Source organism: Paenibacillus caui (assembly GCF_019904135.1).
Classification (GTDB): domain Bacteria; phylum Bacillota; class Bacilli; order Paenibacillales; family Paenibacillaceae; genus Fontibacillus; species Fontibacillus caui.
The window spans coordinates 43,597-60,841 of sequence record NZ_JAIOGQ010000016.1; the positions used below are offsets into that span (position 1 = coordinate 43,597).

Below are 17,245 nucleotides of genomic sequence, written 5' to 3' on the forward strand. Positions count from 1 at the left end.
GGCCAATATGATTAATGAAAAGTATGAGTTCACCCGCCAGCCCCGTTTTCTCCCGGAAATGCCAGGCGGGGAACTGGAAATTCCGGATCCGCCCCGTGCCTACGAGAAGCCGGAGATTTCCTGGTTCACCCTGCTGGCGCCGCCTGTCGTCATGCTCGTGATCACCTTGCTGCTGGCTTTAACTTCCCAGTCTATGTTCATGATGCTGTCGATGGCCATGACAGTGATGACGCTTGTCGTCTCCCTGGCCAGCGCCACTTCTCAGATCAAGAAGTACAAGGACAAGAAGAAGGAACGCGAGAAGAAGTACCTGCAATTTATCGTCGATTGCCGAAGCGGGCTGACGCTGGCCAGAGAACAGCAGGTTAGAGCCATGAATGAGATGAACCCGGAGCCTGCTTCCTGCCTGCAAAGAATCCGGCAGCTGGACAACAGGCTGTGGGAAAGAACGCCTTCTTACCCGGATTTCCTCTCGCTTCGCGTCGGGGTGGGCAGCGTTCCTGCCGCGCTGCGGATCAATTATGCGAAGCAGGCGGTCATGATGGAAAGCGATCCTCTCCTGATGGAACCGCATAGGCTGGCGATGGAGTTCGACCGGGTTCAAGAGGTCCCGGTAGCCGTCAATCTGCTGGATTCGGAGATTTGCGGCATTGCCGGAGACAAGGAAAGTGCTTATGCGGTCGTGACGCAGATGCTGCTCCAGTTAGTCACGCATCACGGATATGACGATGTCAGGGTTGTCGTTCTGACTTCGGAGGAAGCCGCCCTCAGGTGGAACTGGCTTAAGGTTCTGCCGCATATGTGGAGTGACGGTTTCGATTCCAGGTATCTGCTCTGCGGCAAAGCGATCACCCACCCGATTCTCGGAGAGCTGTACGCCATTATCAAGGATCGGGAGCTGAAGACCGTGGGAGGCGGCATACTTCCGCACTATGTGTTTATAGTGGAAGACCCGTCTCTGCTCGAGAACGAGCCGATCAACAAGTATTTGTACAACAAGTCCGGATTTCTTGGCGTATCTGCGGTGTTCATCGCCCAGAACCAGGCCTACCTCCCGATGAACTGCAAGCAGGTCGTGATGCTGCAGGGCAAAATCGGGGAGCTTACGGGCAGGGAAACCGGCGAGAAATCGGCGTTTGTTCCCGACAAGGCGGATTTGCGGCAGCTTGAGCAAGCTGCCCGCAAGCTTGCGCCGCTGCGCATTAAAAATACGGCCGCCCAGTTCTCGCTGCCTTCAGCGCTTACGCTCATGGAGATGCTGCGCGCGAAAACGGCGGACGACGTTGATTTGTTATCCCGCTGGGAAAGGAACAAGCCCTTTAAAGGGATGAGCGTCCCGATCGGCGTCAAGGCCGGGGGCAGCCTCTTTCATCTGGATATGCACGAGACCGGACATGGTCCGCACGGACTGGTCGCCGGGACGACAGGCTCCGGGAAGAGTGAACTGCTCCAGAGCATCATCGTTTCACTGGCCATCAACTATCATCCGCACGACGTCTCGTTTGTCCTGATTGACTATAAGGGCGGCGGGATGGCGGATATTTTCAGAGGCATGCCCCATCTCGTCGGGACGATCACGAACCTGGGCGGGAATCAGACTACGCGGGCCCTGCTGTCCATCAAGAGTGAATTGATGCGCAGGCAGCGTGTCTTCTCGGAGTATGGCGTGAACAACATCGACCGGTATCAGAAGCTGTACTACAGCCATCATAGCCGGCAAGAGGCAGACCGCATGCCGGCGGTTCCGCATCTGGTTATGATCGCCGATGAATTTGCCGAGCTGAAGCAGGATCAGCCGGATTTCATGAAGGAGCTGGTCAGTACGGCCCGGGTTGGGCGCAGCCTGGGCGTGCATTTGATTCTGGCCACGCAGAAGCCCGCGGGCGTTGTGGACGATCAGATCTGGAGCAATTCCAAGTTCAAAATCTGCCTTAAAGTGCAGGATGAAACCGACAGTCAGGACGTGATCAAACGGCCGGATGCAGCCATGATCAAGGAACCGGGCCGCGCCTACATCCAGGTGGGCAACGACGAAATCTTCGAGCTGTTCCAGTCGGCGTACTCCGGCGCCGATTACGATCCGGAAGGGGAGATGCAGAAACGGGAGAACCGGGTGAAACGCATTTACGAAATCTCGCTCCATGGCCGCGCCGAACAGATTTATCCGCTGGAAGAAGAGAAGATAGCGAAGAAAGAGTTGCCGACCCAGCTCAAGGCGATGGTGCGGCACATCATCTCTCTTTCCGGTCAGAGCGGAATCAAGCCGCTCAAGGGTCCCTGGATGCCCCCGCTGCCGGAGACTGTGTTTCTGGATGACATTCACGGGCCGGAGTCGGGGTTCCATGAAGAATATGGCCGCTGGACGGCAAGCGGGGACATATTAAGCGTGCCGATCGGTCTGCTGGACGATCCGCGGAACCAGCGTCAGGAGCCGCTGGTCCTTGATTTTGCGAGCGACGGCAACCTGTTTGTGTACGGATCTCCCGGGACGGGGAAGACGTACCTGCTGAGAACGCTGTGCATGTCGCTTGCCCACAAATACTCTCCGGCGGATGCCCATTTGTACATCATGGACTTCGGAGGGGCTTCTTTCAAGGTGCTGGAACGGCTTCCGCATTGCGGCGGCGTGATGACGCTGGAGCAGGAATCGAGAATTCAGCAATTCGTGCTCTTCCTGTTCCGGATCATGGAGGAACGGAAAAGGGTGTTCGAAGACAGCCGGAGCGACGGGTTCAACGATTTCAGAAAGGACGGCGGAAGCGGGCTTCCGGCTATTGTGCTCGTCATAGACAATTATTTTGCCTTGTCGGAAACGTATGAACAGATCGACGAGAAGATGGTGATGCTGGCCCGGGAAGGCTCGAAATACGGCATCTACATGGTTGTATCGGCAACCAACGCTTCGCTCGTCCGATACAAATTTGCCGTGAACTTCAAAGTGGCCGTAACGCTTCAGCTTACAGACAAAGGGGAATATGACAGTATCGTAGGACGGACGGAAGGACTGGAACCGGCCAAAGTAGCCGGACGGGCGCTCGTGAGAGGAAAGCCGCCGCTGGAATTCCAAACTGCGGTTCCGGAATTCAGGGGACTGGATACCGAACCAATCCTTGGGCGGTTTGAAGCATTCGTTCAGTCCGGAGTGATTCCCGTTGCCACGCCGATTCCGGTCATGCCGGCCAAAATTGATCTGGCCGAAATTAACCGCGAGGGCAGCCAACTTGCCATCGGTCTCGGCGATCAGGATCTGCAGCCGGTCTACGTCGATTTGGCCGCCACCCCGGTCCTGATGATTGCCGGAGATCCTCTCGCGGGCAAGAGTACGCAGCTCGTTTCCTGGATCGGTGCGCTCAATGAGAAGTGGGGAGCGGAGCGCTTCGATGTCTATGCGCTGGATTCCAGCGCCATGGGACTGTATTCTATGATGCAATATTCCAACGTCACGGATCTATCGCAGATTGAAGATATGTATTCGTTCGTAGAGAGCATCAAGGAAGAGCTCGATGGACGCCGCTCCAAACTGCTGGAAACGAGAAAAGCGGGCGGTGATGTGAATGCGATCACCCGCTCCTGGAAACAGATCATTTTCGTGATCGACAAGCTCAGTGAGCTCACGGAGAGTGATCTATATTCTTTGAAAGAATTGCTTGAACGGATCGTGAAGCAGGAACGCGGCATGAAGGTGGCCGTTCTTGCTGCTGATCTGACGGCAGAGCTCGCGAACAACTGGGACAGCTTGGGCAAAGCGATCCGGGAAGAGCAGTGCGGGCTGCTTCTAGGGAGTTTGAAAGAGCAGAACCTGTTTAATGCAAGGCTTCCTTACGGAACTCAGGAGAAAGAGCTGGAGCCGGGAGACGGGTATTTTATCGTGAAGAACAAATTTACCGGTCTTCGAACTGCCGTTTACACGAATAAGTCCGAAATGGTTACTGAAAGGAGGTGATATCAATGGCAAATTTGACATTTAGCCCCGAACAGGCTCGCGGTGTGGCCAAGTCCATCATGAGCAAAGGGAACAATGCGCGCGACCTTATCAACCAACTCGACAGAGAAATCAAATCTGTGGAAGGCTGGTGGCAAGGGGAATCCGCGAAAGCTTTTGTTGATGAATTCCATCAACTGAAGCCGAATCTGGATAAGCTGGTAGAATGCGTACACAACATTAGCAATAATCTGACTAAAATCGCTGAAATCAAGGAACAAAGTGAAAGAGACATCGCAAGCTCACTGCGTAAATAAGGAGAATAGGCGTGAAGAACAGTACACTCTGCTGTGCTTCACGCCTTTTCAAAATTTAACGATTACCCAAGGGAGGGATATTCATGTATTCGCCGGGTGAAATCAGCAGCGCAGCCAGAAAAATACATAACGAGAAAGCGGATTTGCAAAATACGGAACGCCGTTTTGCCGGCAATCTTGGCAGTATTGATACATGGTGGAAGGGCCAGGCGGGAAAAGCCTTTATCGATGATTATAAACGGCAAACCAGGCAGGCGATGGACCGTCTGTATTCGGAGATGGAGAGCGTGCAATCCGGCTTGGAGAGGCTCGCCACTGAGGTCCGGAACGCCGACGAGCAAAAGCGGATGAAAGAACAGCAAAAAGCGCTGCTGGAGCGACAAAAGAAAGCGAAGAGATAGAGCTGACGTGATCTTCCCGGCTCTATTCATTCGCATAGTAAGGAGTGTAATGAAACCGTGCTGACGGATAAAGAAAGCTTATTATTATGCGAACTGGTGAATTCCGGACTCGCCAAACATCAGGTTGATCGTAGTATCGCGGAGATCGCCCAGTCGCTAGACGGAAATTCCGACCCGTCATCTGCCGCAAGGATGTTGGCCCTGGAGATCCTCGCCAGTCCCAATATGCCTCGTCTCCATTTTCGGGATTATTGGATGCTGGAGAAGATGGGTTTGTGCTTTTTTGCGGGAGATGAAGAGGTAGGGCATGTCGTCGTCCAGGCCCCTGAAGACGCAGAGATGAATATGATGAATATACAAAGCGATAGCGGGCTGGAGGAAACGGCACAACGTTTGGAGCCGCTCGGAAGGAAAGGCAATTTGATGTTCACGGGCCTTGGGCTTGGGGGCTACTATGCGTCCCGTCTTGCCGCCCGGCTTGATGCCGAAGCTCTGGTGTTCGGCGCACCCAGTACAGAGGAACTGCCCGGAAAGGTGAGAAATTTTGTCGGTGAAGATGATCCGGTTGGAGACTCTACCTCGAAAGTCATATTTGTGAAGCAAAAATCCCCGGCGGAAAATGTCGCGGAGTCCTATATTCAGACGCTCGTATTTGATGAGCAGGGGAGCGCGGTTGTTGCCGATCAAAGCGATTATTCCAAATTTGTGAGCTGGTTTTACAATACGGCAAGCACGATACGTCCTGAAGTTTGGGAACTCTTTTTCGGGAAGAATGAGAGTGGGGAACTGCTGCAGGACTACGGTTTGTACGGATTATTTTTACAGGCGGATGAATTGAATGAGGAGAAAATAAACCGCTCGATGGATGCGGTTCTCGGTTACGCAGAGCATGAACTTGAACAAAGCCGAAACCGGATCAAAAACGAGCTGGAGCATATAGAAATCGAAGATGTGAAGGTTTGCGTCGGCGAGATCGGCGACAGGCTGGCGAATCAGGCGGTGGACCTGGTCTATGATGTTTATCGCAGCGTAGAGACGATTATAATGGGCGTAGGTCTGATTACTCTGGAACAGGCAACCTATCCTGTTATATCATGGATGGGAGATTTTAGCAGACGCGTCGGTGAATTGTTGGACAGGGAGCTTGTGCTGATCACAGAAGCCGTCGAGAAAGAACTGCAGCACTATATGGACGAGATGTTCAAATTTCCGGAAATATCGCTGGATTGGTAAGCGTTAAAATGGTGATGGCAATCAACCCATGAAAGGGGGATTGTATGAATGAAGCGGATGGCCATACAGACTTTATTAGTGATGTGCATGATCATCATAGCGTTGGGAGTGAGCGGATGCATGAACAAGAAGCAGGACCCGGAAGTAATCAAGGATGAAATGATGGCCTATTTGGAGAAGAAGTATGGAGAGGAGTTTGTCCCCCTGTCTTTAAGCTTCAGCGATTTTGCATACAGCTATGACCGGTTGTACGCGTATCCGAAAAAAGGGACGGAAAAAGATGCTTTCGAGGTGTGGGGGACGAGGAAGGATGACGGTTCCTACAGCATGAGCGACGGGTATTTTGCAAAATATATCAGGCCGGAATATGAAACGGTGATGTCCGGTTTTGTCAGCGAGATTTACAAGGATTTCAAACTGTACACGGATTTTAACGAGGGGATTATGCCTGACAGGTTAAACAAGAATACCAAAATTGAAGAGATCTATAACAAAGACGAGCTCTTCTTTTCAGATACGGTGATTTTTGTGAAAGAATCCTCTGCGAAAGGAATTGATGATGAAGAAAGCTTGCGAACAATCGCAGAGAAGATGCAGGCCAAGAAAATGGTTGGCAGTGTGCGTATCTATATCGTTTTTGATGATAAGTATGAATCCATCGGATTGGAGACATTAAAGGGTTTATCCCCAACCGAAGATAAAAATTACTTCCCCTATTATCGCAAAAGGATAAAGGTAACTCATAAACTGGAGATCAAGAAATATGGAGAGGAGGCCTATTCAAATGGCTGAGTTGAGTGAGAGTCAGTTATTGTTGCTGGATAATTTAATCTACCTCAATGAAGTTGCAAATAAAACAAATGAAACTGTTGGCGATATTGTAGGGGAATTATTGGATGAGGATGCCGAAAAACTCGACTTAAGCCGAAAAGATGGCAAATATCCCGGCCAAATGTCTAGGGCCGAATGGCTGGATATTTTGCATGTCATCAATAGAGACCCCCAATTAAAGGCTTTAAGGATCACCGACAGCAATCCAGCTGAGTACGGGATGCGTGTGGCTACTTTTGTGGATCCGGAAGGCGAGGCAACGGTGGTTTTCCGGGGAACGAGCGGAGACTTCGAGTGGTACGACAACGGTCAGGGCGGATATTTGCCGGAAACGACGCAGCAAAAGGCTGCGCTCGAATATATCGAAAAGCAGAAATACAACAATATCACGGTGACGGGACACTCCAAAGGCGGGAACAAGACGCAATTTGTCGCGATCATGTCCGATAAAGTCGACCGGGCGGTTTCCTTTGACGGGCAAGGCTTCTCGAGAGAGTTTCTGGAGGACGATAAATACAAGGACCGGATCAAGGCGAACGCTTATAAAATCACATCGATTTCGGCCGAGAACGATTATGTCAACTGCCTGCTTAACCCGATCGCCGCTACGATTAAGTATATCGATACGGAAGACCTTAGTCCTCTCAAATTCATTCAAAAATTCGGTGATAATCACAAGCCCAACATTATGCTGGATGAGAACGGGCAGCTTCGCGGACCAGCACAACAGGGGGAGATTCCCAAGTTTATCAATGAATTCAGCATCTATATCAACGAGAATATGAAAGAGCCCTATCGGAGCTATGCGATCGACGGGGCGCTGGGCTGGCTGCAGACAGAACCCGATGATGGATTTGAATTAATAAGTCTAGAACAAAAAATAAATGGGTCTTTGATGATCGCCAGTCATTTGGATGACTTTGTGTTTAATAAAATTTCGAAGAAGTATGGGGATGCGGCGGAATTAGTGGTCACGTATATTGCGGCTAGGTTCTTTCCGTTGCTATTCATGGACGATTATCTGAACTCGCAAGGAAAGATTATTCGCAATACGTTCGAGTATTCCGTCGAAAAGTTAAAGCAATTTGGCGACTGGATGGTGGATCGGCTAACTTCCGTAGCGGCTAAGATGATACAGTTCGGAATTCAAACGTATGAAGCCTTCACGAGGTTTCTCCGCATTATGCAGGCAGGATGGAACCTATTAAAAGAAGGAGCTATGAACTTTGTCAAAGACGTAAAAGACAAGGCCGTGTCGGCAGTCGAGGCAGTAGACCGGTTTAAAGATAAGATCACGCGTTCGGTGACGGATTTCTTCCAAAGCGTTGCCGAAGGGACGAAGAAATTTATCGATGTGATTGACCAGAAGTTGCATAAAGCGGTCGACAATGTCAAAGAAACGGCGAGCAGCATCGTGGATCGCGCCAAGTCCGCAATTGCTGAGAAATTCAAGGCGTTCAGAAACGCATTTGATAACATTGCGAAGGGGACTTTAGATGCGGCGGGACTAATGACCACGTATACCGCAGCGATCCTGTTTCCCGAGTTATTCATGGACGATTTCGTGAAAGCACTGTTGAAGAATAAGGAGAATATTCACAAGGCGTTGATTTTTGCCACCGATAAGCTCGAGCAATTTGGCGACTGGATGGTGAATCACCTGGTGGCTGCGGCGGACAAAATAAAACAGTTCGGGAACCGCGCAGCCGAAGCCATGACGAAGTTTGCCCGGGCCGTGCAATCAGGATGGATTAAATTGAAAGGACGCGTCACGGACTTTGCCAAAGACGTGAAAGATGGGGCCCTGCAGGCGGTTCAGGCAATGGAGCGGTTTAAAGACAAGGTCGTGAGTTTGGTGAATAACTTCTTCAAGAGTGTTGCCACAGGTGCGAAGAAGTTTGGTCAGGGGGTTTCCAAACTGTGGAATAAAACGGTTGACAAGGTCAAAGAAACGGCGCGCAGCATCGTGAATCGCACCAAGAACGGTATTGCAAAGAAATTCGAATCATTTAAAACGGGCATCGAACTGATGACCAAACTTGCGAGAAAATCAGCAGAGCATTCCTTGCGCAAGACAAAGGATAAACATGGAAACAGCGGTTATATCAAAAAAATCGCCCGGGGCTATCGATCATATGCATCGGGCAGCTTGGCGGTCGATTACAGCCGGCTGGCAGATCTGCGGGCAAAGGTGAAGCATCTGGAGGACGACTTCGGGTCATCCGTCCGGAAAATCATCAGCGACGCGCAGCGGATCACATCCAGTGTGGGACGATCGTACAGCGAGCCGAATGTGCAAAGGCAAATTCATCAGATTCAGAGAGCCTGCGACCGCGTGAATCAGTACGGCAGACGGGTTGCCGAAGAGCTGCAAAGAAAAGTCAATTCCCTGAAATATGCCGAACAACAATATAGAAAAATTGAGTCGATGCTTTCCTGAAATGTCTGCTTGTTCGAATAGAGGGAGCGAAGATGTTTGTATGAAGCATTTTTTGAAGGAACTGGTCAACGGGAAGAATCTGCTTGTCACTATACTTGCTGCTTTGACTCTGTTGTATGTGGTTGGGGTAGTTATTTGGGTGTTGTTTATAAGAGTAATAGTGAATGTTGGCTGGATGGAAGGCGCTATGAATTTATTTTTATTTGTTGTTAATATCCCGCTCGTCCTGATTTTATTATCTGTCACCACGATGTATGTACTTTCTATTACCTCAAAATTTAAACATTTGATTCTTATTGGGAATGTAGTATTCTTATACTTGGCTATTGGGTATACGTTTCTATTGGATACGTTCACGGGTGGCTTTATATATATAAGTTTTATGTATCCAATTCTTATTTATGGATTCATTTGTTATTTCATTATTCTGCGCGCTCCAGGGGACATCAAGCGATAACTCAAATGAATAAAAAATGGAAGGTATCATTCCCCATGAGGAATATCGATACCTTCCTTTTCGTCATGCAAGAGCGAACATTAGCCCGAAATAGCCGAACACCGGGATAAGCAGCCCTATGGCGAAGGCCAGTATGAGGCGGTTGCTCCTGTACATCCAGATCATTCCGGCAGCCAAAATGAGAGCCGCCGCGAGCATGAGGATACTCTCGAGCGACAGGGTGAAAGTCAGCTTCATGTCCGGGCTGAAGCTTCCGCGGTACAAGCCCGTAAAGAGCGGCGAGGGCGGTACGGACTGCAGCGTCTCCCTCACATTATGCGGAGGCGTCTGCCATCCGAGAAATCCGGTTACGATGAACAGGATAAGGGCAATGACGCTCTCTGCACGGAGCCACGGTCGAGGCATGAACGATGGGTTACGTCTGATCGTCGACCGGTACCCGAAGCCGTTCGTGTAAGCGAACAGCAACAGCGGCGCGATGAGAAGATGCTTGATAAGCAGCAACTGTCCGTAAGGCAGCATCCATGCGTTCACGTATTCCGGTGTGGTGAAGCTCATGAGCGCGAGTCCCGAGAGGAGCGTAACAAGAACGGAGACGATGGCGACGGGGGAAAACCACCCTAGGAACCTGGACCAGTTCTCGTCGCTGCGCGAGAACCAGCCTACCACGAACAAAGTGCCGATCCACACCGTCACAGCGAGGAAGTGCGCGGATTGCACGGCAAGTCCCTTCATGGAATAGAGCGAAGCAGCGTGACTGTTGTATCCGCGCCCAATGGCCAGCAGCGCCGTAATGAACACACCTACTTTCGCCATATGCCTGTCTTCCCGGAACGGCTTCAGGGCGAGCAGCGCGACGAGCCCGGCTGACCCGATGAGCGTCCACAGCCATGCCTTGCCGGCATTAATTTCGGTCAGAATACTCTTTAGAGTAGCCCCGTAGGATATGCCAAAGTCGCTCGCAAACAGCAGAGCCGTACGATGAACGGGCATAAAGGAAAGAACAGGTACCGCGATAGCACAGGCAAGCAGCAGGCCGTTGCCGACATGCACCTGCGGCCTGATCTGCTCCGGAACGAATCGCAGAAGGAAAGTCCCCATTAACATGGCGAAGCAAATATACAATAATCCCTCGCTGATATAGATCATCTTTTGCGGTTCCGCGCGATCAGAATAACGGCTGCCACGATTATGATGACGCCGATTGCGATGGCGGCGGTCATGTAAGGGCCGCCATCAGGCTCGGAAGCCGAATCCGCTTCGCCGTTATCGGCCGGTGCGGTGCCGTCCTCTCCGCTATTGTCCGCCGGCTGCGGCGAGGCTTCCGGCGAAATTTCAGGAGACGCGGCCGGCGGGGAAGGAGAAGCCTGCGCGGCCGCCTCGACGGCGAAAGCGTATTCCCCTTTCACGGAATGGCCGTCCTCTCCGACGATCGTCCACTTCACTGTATACTTGCCGTTCGGCAGCGTCTCCTGCACAGGCCCGCTTAGCACGGCGCCATTGACAGAGGTATCTCCAATGTCGATTTCTTCGCCGGCTTCATTATAGAGCTTGAAGCTGCTGAGCTTCTCGATAGCGGTGTTGAAGGTCATCTCGATTTGCGCCGGCGACTCCGTAACCGTTCCGTCTTTGGCTGGGGCCGAGTCTTCCAGGTGGGAGTGCGCCGAGGCGAGGCCGGGTAGCGACCATAGGAGTACGATAGCTATCATCCAAATTCGTTTCAAAGTGTTGTACCTCCCAGTTCTTCGTACCCTGCGGGCGACGTTTGTCATTGTCTGTAAAGCCAGCCTTATAGCAGATTGAAGGCCGAAAGAGATGATTTAGATGTTAGCCATTGTACCATGGAAGCGGGATGAGAAGCAGTCTCCTTTTGCAATTGTTCATCAGAAGAAATCAGAAGGGAAGAACAATCCATTTCTCGCTATGTACACCGTTCGGGCAGGAACGATTCGTTCCTTATTCTGAACCAAATAAATGTGCTCATGCACGGATCAACGCTTGGGGGCAGAGACGATCCGGAACAACGATCCGTGTCTGAACACCGATTACTGCTTTGTCGTAATCGGTGTTCAGACACGAACTATAGACGGATGCAGCATTTCCTGCACCATTTAAAAGACAGGGGGACGGCTGGCTTCATTATGGCCAGGGGAGAAACGAGGCTTTCTGCAATGGGTTGGCCATCCTCCCCGAATGCCGGCCGATCATTGAATGACTGCCTCCAGGCTGGAAGGCTGTTCCTCATACAGACCTGCACTTAAATACCGCTCCCCGGTATCCGGTCCCAGCGCTACAACGCGCTTGCCTTTGCCGAGCTTGCGGGCGACCCGGATCGCAGCCCATACGGCGGCACCTGTCGAGGGGCCAGCCAGAATGCCTTCTCGTCTAGCCAATTCCCTCGACGTTTGCCATGCGTCTTCGTCAGTAACATGGATGATGTCGTCCACAATTTCCAAATTAATCACGTCTGGAATTTCCGGCGGGCTAATGCCATATATTTTATGCTCGCCGGGCTCTTCGCCCTCCAGAACTTTGGAATGGGCCGATTCCACTAGATACACCTTGACATCAGGCAATATTTCCTTTAGCCGCTCTCCGACTCCTGTGATCGTCCCTCCGGTGCCGGAGGTCGCCACAAACGCATCCAGATTGCGGTCTGTTTGATCCAATATCTCCTCCGCGGTTGTGATCCGGTGTATGGCAGGATTGGCCGGATTTTGCAACTGTTTGGCGATAAAGCTGTTGGGCGTTTCTTTATGCAACAGCTCAATTCGTTCCTTAACCGCATCGATATCTTCATCCGCTTTGAAGGTGACGATGCTTGCCCCGAAAGCGCGCAGAAGCTCAAACCGCTCTCTGTTGTATTTTTCACTGATAAAGATGATCGACTTGTAGCCAAGCACAGCCGCGATCGAAGCGAGTCCGATCCCCGTATTGCCGCTGGTTAACTCGATAATCGTGCCGCCAGGCCGCAATAGTCCCTCTTTTTCAGCTTGCCGGATGATGCCGAGTGCCGTACGATCCTTTACGCTGCCGTTCGGATTGAATGATTCCAGCTTCAAATAAAGCTCGGCTGCTTCTTCGTTCACCAGCTTGTTAATGCGAACGATAGGGGTTTGGCCGATCAAATCGAGGATATTATCTGCCAGCTTCTCTCTGTTGCCCATTGCGTTCCCTTCTTTCTAGTAAACTTTAAAATAACGATCATGCGAAACACCGGCTTCACCCGTTCTATTGCTGCGCTCCGGGCGCTTTATTCGTCTGCTCGGGCACTTGAATGGGGCTGCCATCGTCCTCCGCTCCGGTATGGCACGACGGAAGCTTTATTGTGGTTTGATTCGCAGACGTGGATAATGGTTTCAGGCCAATAGTCGACGCCAATAATAGAAGAACAGATAAAGCCGTCAGTTTGATATATCTCTTCATTCGCTTTCACTCCTTGCGCCTATCTGCCGTTGAAATCCGGAATGGCTTTGAAGATCAGACGCTCCCCGAGAGCCTCGATATCCGTGGATTCGTCCAGTATTCCTTGCTCTTTCTGTTCATTAAGGAAAAATTTAGCATTTTCCACGGCGCCGTTGACACTCGGTCTCCAGTAATAGTTTTTCAGCAGTTTCTCGTTGGTAGCCAGATCCGCTCCGACAAAATGATTGTCGACCTCAAGCTGAGCCGCCTCGGTTGGATGAGTCCCGACCCACTCGGCTGCTTTCAGGATCGCCCGCGTAAAGGCAGCTGCTTTCTCCGGATCCTTCTTCGCCAGATCGCCGCTGACGAAAGAGTAGCAGCAATAACCGGATTTGTATGGCTCGTCTTTGGCATTGCTGAGCAGCAGTGTATATTTGTTCTCATCTATCGCTTTTTGCGCGACGGGATCCCAGACGATAAAGGCGTCAATTTCTTTCTTTTCGGCGGCGGTAACGAGTTGATCGGATGGATACGCTCTCCACTGTACATCCTGCTTCGGATCGATGCCTTGGTTCTTCAGCTCGATCGAGAGCGTAATCATTGGACCGCCGCCAATGACGTCGACGCCTATCGTTTTGCCTTTCAAATCTTTCACCGACTTAATGTCCGAGTTGCTGGGGGCGACCGCCTGGATGCAACCGGCATGAAGACCACCGGTAAGCTTGACGTCAAGCCCCTGCTCGGCCGGCTTAAACCAGGAGAAGTTGCCCTGAGTCGCGTCTACCTTCCCGGTCGCAATTCCGTTCTTGAGCGTGTTGAAATCCATTTTTTGCATTTCGGGCTGCAAGCCCTCCGCTTCAAAAAATCCTTTCTTCCACGCTACGAAGGTGGGCGCTTCACAAGTCCCGCTGGAGTAAGCAATCGTAATTTTATTCCCGGTTTTAAACGAGACTGTTGTCCCTGTGGCAGCAGACGCCGTAACGCCAGACTGCGGCCGATTAGCCGCTTCCTTCTGTATGTTCGAGCAAGCCGCCAATACTTGGAAAGCCATAATCATGGAACCTGCGCCTAAAATGGCTTTCCGGTTTACCCAACGTGATTTCATGTTCTACTCCACATCCTTTCATGAATTTGTCCATTCGGACCGTCTCCCGAAATCCGGGCAACTAATCCGATAATTCCAATATGTATTTCCTGAATTTCTTGGAATTGATTATAGGATAGGCTCTCATAAACTTCCAGTCAATACAGGGATTATCTATAAGGATATTAATAATATTGATTAGACCGCCGGCTCATCCTATACTAATATCTTACTTAACCGATGGGAATTTAATGTATATTATTGAGTTTAAGAAGGAGGCACTGCTAATCATGGATAATGCCAAGAACATCGTATTGAATAAGCGTTTACGCGCAGGGATATTCAATGCGGAAGCAATCAGATTAAAAAAACTGCTGCCGACTCTCTCGGTGGCCTTGTCGCTTTTCCTGCACCTGTTTGTCCCCGATCAACAAAAGGTAGCTTCGAATCAGGTTTACAGCATTGTGCTGACCATTTTCCTTGTGTATTACTTCATCCGCTTTGCCATCGGTTCCGTTCGCCCTGGCACCAGATGGGACAACAAATTGGGTGAGCAGGCTCCATTGATCAGCGCTGTCTTTTTGCTGTCGGCCTTATGGGAATTGTGTACGCAAAAGCTCGCTCTCTTCCCGATGCCGTATTTTCCTTCACAGGTTAAAGTGCTCGATGGGCTGATTAACGATTTCTTCAATTTGTCTATCAGCGCCGTCTATTCCTTCCGATTGTTGGTTATCGGCTTTGCGCTCGGAACTGTTCTCGGCTTGATTACGGGGATTTTGATGGGATGGAATCAGCGGTTCCGCTATTGGGCAAATCCGGTCCTTCGCATACTAGGTCCTATTCCATCAACGGCTTGGATTCCAATCGTGCTTGTCATATTTCCAACGAGCTTCACGGCCAGCATCTTCTTGCTCGTGCTCGCTTCCTGGTTTCCGGTTACGGTCATGACATGGACCGGAATCGCGAACGTGAACAAATCCTATTTCGAGGTGGCCAAAACTCTCGGCGCCAATGAGAAATACTTGATTGCCAAAGTGGCCATTCCGGCGGCGTTCCCGAGCATCTTCACGGGCTTGTTCATGGGCACCGGGACCTCCTTCGTAACGCTAATTGTAGCTGAAATGCTGGGAGTCAAAGCCGGACTCGGCTTTTACATTACGTGGGCGCAAGGTTGGGGAGAATATTATAAGGTATACGCGGCTCTCTTCATCATGGCGCTGCTGTTCTCAGGCATCATTACGCTGTTGTTTAAGGCTAGGGATAAAGTATTGGTATGGCAAAAGGGGTTGATCAAATGGTAGGGGCCGCTTCATCCGGAAGAATAGATATCAAGCAAGTCGGACGAACTTTTCAAACCAGCGAAGGAGATAGCGTGGTCGCCCTGGATCATGTGAACCTCCGGATCGAGCCGGGAGAATTCATCTCCTTGATCGGTCCGAGCGGCTGCGGCAAGTCCACGCTGCTTCGGCTGATCGCCGGTCTTGATCAGGCAACCGAGGGAACCATTGCCGTCGACGGCGAAACGATTACGGGCACCCATCACACGAGGGGACTGGTCTTTCAGGACCCTACTTTATTTCCATGGAAAAATTTATGGGACAACGTGGCGAGCGGACTCGATGCACGCGGCATCCTCAAGCACAAATCGGAGGAGGTTAGCGCCTTTATTGAACTCGTCGGCCTGAAAGGCTTTGAGAAAGCCTATCCCCATGCCCTCTCAGGGGGGATGGCCCAACGCGCAGCGCTTGCCCGAGCTTTGGTAAATCATCCGAAAGTTCTGCTTCTGGATGAGCCGTTAGGAGCCCTGGACGCTTTTACCCGGATGAATTTGCAGGATGAACTGCTAAGGATATGGCAAGATCGCGGCACGACGATCGTCTTTGTTACCCATGATATTGATGAAGCCATCTATTTGAGCGACAGAGTTATCGTAATGACACCTCGACCTGCGCAAATCAAAGAAATATGGACGATCGATTTGCCGAGACCGCGAGCCCGAAACAGTCAGCCGTTTTTCCGTTACCGCTCGCAAATTATGGAATCCTTTCAATTGGTTCCGCAGGGGGGAAAGGAGCTTTCAAATTGAAACTTCCATCTTGGATACATGCGCTGCTGTTAGTGGTGGTTCTGCTCATGATCTCTGCCTGCAGCGCCGCGAATCCGTCTGAACAGCCTGGTGCCAAGACAGCTGCGGCGGATGCAGCGAAAGCGGAAGAAGGGGATCAGCTGCAAATCGTGGTTTCGACTAGTCCGGACAACGTGACTGTCAATAGTCCTGTGAATCTCACAGCCAAAGTGTCGAAAGAGAGTCAGCCGGTAACGGACGCCACCGTTCAATTTGAAATATGGAAAGCAGGTGGAAATCCGGACGAACACCTACAAGCCGCTGCCAGCTTTGACAAGAAGGACAGCTACGTCTTAAGGGGAACATTTGCGGAGAAGGGCTCTTATTATGTTATCGTGCATGTGACGCCCAAGAATGCCGCTCGAATGCAAATGGCTTCCGGTCAATTCGAGGTGAAATAGATGCGTCTTCGTCCAGGCAAATTGCTGTAGCCTCTATGTCAGGCTGACTCGGATACGATCATTCTTCTTCTGCGCTTGGCGAGCCGTCTCTTCGCGTTCCGGTTATGGAAGTACTGGATTACATAATAGGAAATGACCGAAGACAAGATGCCGAATATGCTCATCCCGATCAGGATGTGCAGCCCGCCGTGGAGAATAGCTTGTACAGCGGAGAAATCTCCCTGAAGAATATCCAGAATCCGGGCTTCCCTCACTTTGCTGGATCCGGAAGCGGCGGGATAAATCCATTCCCCCAGCATTTTGGCCAAGGGCATCAACAGGATCGGCAGGAAGGTAAGCTTCCCGACGACATTGCCGATGATAGCTGCCGGCATGGAGCCGCCGGAAAGCTTGACTACCGGATAGAAAATCAGGTAGACGAGGCAGGCGGTCGATATGACGATCATTTCAAGGCCGAAGCCAATGGAGAATCCAAGCGAAATCTTCTTCACGCCCCCGGGGGTCCGGAAGAGACGCAGAAAATTCAGTTTGAACGCTCTGTATAATCGGTTTGGAAAACTTGTTTTTTTTCTCACGTTTAAGGCTCCTGTCCAAAGAAACAACTTAGGCTTTCATCTTAAATATGATTA

The 17,245-nt window shown here is 51.0% G+C and carries 17 protein-coding genes; 11 read left to right on the forward strand and 6 right to left on the reverse strand.

The genetic code is table 11. The features are described 5' to 3' along the window. Positions 1-7: 7 nt before the first annotated feature. The 7 genes from essC (at position 8) to K7397_RS11225 (ending at position 9,601) form a co-directional block, all read left to right on the forward strand. Complete coding sequence (gene essC / locus K7397_RS11195; RefSeq protein ID WP_223068045.1) at positions 8-3,943, forward strand: type VII secretion protein EssC; 3,936 nt, start codon at positions 8-10, stop codon at positions 3,941-3,943. 5 nt (positions 3,944-3,948) lie between these two features. Beyond that, on the forward strand, positions 3,949-4,239 hold the full coding sequence (locus tag K7397_RS11200; protein ID WP_223068046.1) for a WXG100 family type VII secretion target: 291 nt from the start codon (positions 3,949-3,951) through the stop codon (positions 4,237-4,239). A gap of 83 nt (positions 4,240-4,322) precedes the next feature. After that, entirely contained in the window at positions 4,323-4,640 is a 318-nt protein-coding gene (locus K7397_RS11205; RefSeq protein WP_223068047.1) for a WXG100 family type VII secretion target, read from the forward strand. 57 nt (positions 4,641-4,697) lie between these two features. After that, positions 4,698-5,873 carry a hypothetical protein gene (locus tag K7397_RS11210; RefSeq protein WP_223068048.1) on the forward strand — a complete coding sequence of 392 codons (1,176 nt, stop codon included), beginning with the start codon at positions 4,698-4,700 and terminating at the stop codon, positions 5,871-5,873. A 48-nt stretch (positions 5,874-5,921) separates the two neighbouring features. Continuing rightward, positions 5,922-6,665, forward strand: coding sequence for a hypothetical protein (locus K7397_RS11215; RefSeq protein ID WP_223068049.1), 744 nt, complete (start codon positions 5,922-5,924; stop codon positions 6,663-6,665). Beyond that, complete coding sequence (locus K7397_RS11220) at positions 6,658-9,144, forward strand: Mbeg1-like protein (protein WP_223068050.1); 2,487 nt, start codon at positions 6,658-6,660, stop codon at positions 9,142-9,144. Before K7397_RS11215 ends, K7397_RS11220 begins: the two co-directional genes overlap by 8 nt. A 40-nt stretch (positions 9,145-9,184) precedes the next feature. Beyond that, positions 9,185-9,601: a hypothetical protein gene (locus K7397_RS11225; protein WP_223068051.1), complete on the forward strand. Its 417-nt coding sequence runs from the start codon at positions 9,185-9,187 to the stop codon at positions 9,599-9,601. 63 nt (positions 9,602-9,664) lie between these two features. On the opposite strand, the gene K7397_RS11230 is transcribed toward K7397_RS11225, so the two are convergent. Next, a complete protein-coding gene (locus K7397_RS11230) occupies positions 9,665-10,750 on the reverse strand; it encodes a copper resistance D family protein (protein ID WP_223068052.1) in 1,086 nt (361 codons plus the stop codon). Further along, positions 10,747-11,325: a copper resistance CopC family protein gene (locus K7397_RS11235; RefSeq protein WP_223068053.1), complete on the reverse strand. Its 579-nt coding sequence runs from the start codon at positions 11,323-11,325 to the stop codon at positions 10,747-10,749. The genes K7397_RS11230 and K7397_RS11235 overlap by 4 nt, the downstream gene beginning before the upstream one ends. A gap of 100 nt (positions 11,326-11,425) precedes the next feature. On the opposite strand from K7397_RS11235, the gene K7397_RS11240 reads away from it, so the two are divergent. Further along, positions 11,426-11,566: a hypothetical protein gene (locus tag K7397_RS11240; protein ID WP_223068054.1), complete on the forward strand. Its 141-nt coding sequence runs from the start codon at positions 11,426-11,428 to the stop codon at positions 11,564-11,566. 239 nt (positions 11,567-11,805) lie between these two features. Here the strand turns inward: K7397_RS11240 and cysK are convergent, their stop codons facing one another. The 3 genes from cysK to K7397_RS11255 all read right to left on the reverse strand — a co-directional run bounded on the left by cysK (position 11,806) and on the right by K7397_RS11255 (position 14,111). Then, a complete protein-coding gene (gene cysK / locus K7397_RS11245; RefSeq protein WP_223068055.1) occupies positions 11,806-12,768 on the reverse strand; it encodes a cysteine synthase A in 963 nt (320 codons plus the stop codon). A gap of 64 nt (positions 12,769-12,832) precedes the next feature. Continuing rightward, a complete protein-coding gene (locus tag K7397_RS11250; RefSeq protein WP_223068056.1) occupies positions 12,833-13,027 on the reverse strand; it encodes a hypothetical protein in 195 nt (64 codons plus the stop codon). A 19-nt stretch (positions 13,028-13,046) separates the two neighbouring features. Next, positions 13,047-14,111: an ABC transporter substrate-binding protein gene (locus K7397_RS11255; RefSeq protein WP_223068057.1), complete on the reverse strand. Its 1,065-nt coding sequence runs from the start codon at positions 14,109-14,111 to the stop codon at positions 13,047-13,049. A 269-nt stretch (positions 14,112-14,380) separates the two neighbouring features. Here K7397_RS11255 and K7397_RS11260 point away from each other — a divergent pair, with 269 nt between their 5' ends. Genes K7397_RS11260 through K7397_RS11270 form a run of 3 tightly spaced genes read left to right on the forward strand, consistent with a single transcriptional unit; the run spans position 14,381 to position 16,616 of the window. Then, positions 14,381-15,391 carry an ABC transporter permease gene (locus K7397_RS11260; RefSeq protein ID WP_223068058.1) on the forward strand — a complete coding sequence of 337 codons (1,011 nt, stop codon included), beginning with the start codon at positions 14,381-14,383 and terminating at the stop codon, positions 15,389-15,391. Beyond that, the gene (locus tag K7397_RS11265) at positions 15,364-16,176 is read left to right on the forward strand and encodes an ABC transporter ATP-binding protein (RefSeq protein WP_237690857.1); all 813 of its coding nucleotides are present in this window, start codon (positions 15,364-15,366) and stop codon (positions 16,174-16,176) included. The genes K7397_RS11260 and K7397_RS11265 overlap by 28 nt, the downstream gene beginning before the upstream one ends. Next, complete coding sequence (locus tag K7397_RS11270; RefSeq protein WP_223068059.1) at positions 16,173-16,616, forward strand: FixH family protein; 444 nt, start codon at positions 16,173-16,175, stop codon at positions 16,614-16,616. The genes K7397_RS11265 and K7397_RS11270 overlap by 4 nt, the downstream gene beginning before the upstream one ends. A 38-nt stretch (positions 16,617-16,654) precedes the next feature. Here K7397_RS11270 and K7397_RS11275 read toward each other — a convergent pair whose 3' ends face one another. Then, complete coding sequence (locus K7397_RS11275) at positions 16,655-17,191, reverse strand: DUF2062 domain-containing protein (RefSeq protein WP_337926713.1); 537 nt, start codon at positions 17,189-17,191, stop codon at positions 16,655-16,657. Between the last annotated feature and the right edge of the window lie 54 nt (positions 17,192-17,245).

Bases quoted from the DNA above. Each gene is read 5' to 3' on its own strand.
- K7397_RS11265 (WP_237690857.1), top strand. From the start codon at position 15,364: ATGGCAAAAGGGGTTGATCAAATGGTAGGGGCCGCTTCATCCGGAAGA.
- K7397_RS11220 (WP_223068050.1), top strand. From the start codon at position 6,658: ATGGCTGAGTTGAGTGAGAGTCAGTTATTGTTGCTGGATAATTTAATC.
- K7397_RS11215 (WP_223068049.1), top strand. From the start codon at position 5,922: ATGAAGCGGATGGCCATACAGACTTTATTAGTGATGTGCATGATCATC.
- essC (WP_223068045.1), top strand. From the start codon at position 8: ATGATTAATGAAAAGTATGAGTTCACCCGCCAGCCCCGTTTTCTCCCG.
- K7397_RS11240 (WP_223068054.1), top strand. From the start codon at position 11,426: ATGTTAGCCATTGTACCATGGAAGCGGGATGAGAAGCAGTCTCCTTTT.
- cysK (WP_223068055.1), bottom strand. From the start codon at position 12,768: ATGGGCAACAGAGAGAAGCTGGCAGATAATATCCTCGATTTGATCGGC.
- K7397_RS11200 (WP_223068046.1), top strand. From the start codon at position 3,949: ATGGCAAATTTGACATTTAGCCCCGAACAGGCTCGCGGTGTGGCCAAG.
- K7397_RS11205 (WP_223068047.1), top strand. From the start codon at position 4,323: ATGTATTCGCCGGGTGAAATCAGCAGCGCAGCCAGAAAAATACATAAC.
- K7397_RS11260 (WP_223068058.1), top strand. From the start codon at position 14,381: ATGGATAATGCCAAGAACATCGTATTGAATAAGCGTTTACGCGCAGGG.
- K7397_RS11225 (WP_223068051.1), top strand. From the start codon at position 9,185: ATGAAGCATTTTTTGAAGGAACTGGTCAACGGGAAGAATCTGCTTGTC.
- K7397_RS11230 (WP_223068052.1), bottom strand. From the start codon at position 10,750: ATGATCTATATCAGCGAGGGATTATTGTATATTTGCTTCGCCATGTTA.
- K7397_RS11250 (WP_223068056.1), bottom strand. From the start codon at position 13,027: ATGAAGAGATATATCAAACTGACGGCTTTATCTGTTCTTCTATTATTG.
- K7397_RS11255 (WP_223068057.1), bottom strand. From the start codon at position 14,111: ATGAAATCACGTTGGGTAAACCGGAAAGCCATTTTAGGCGCAGGTTCC.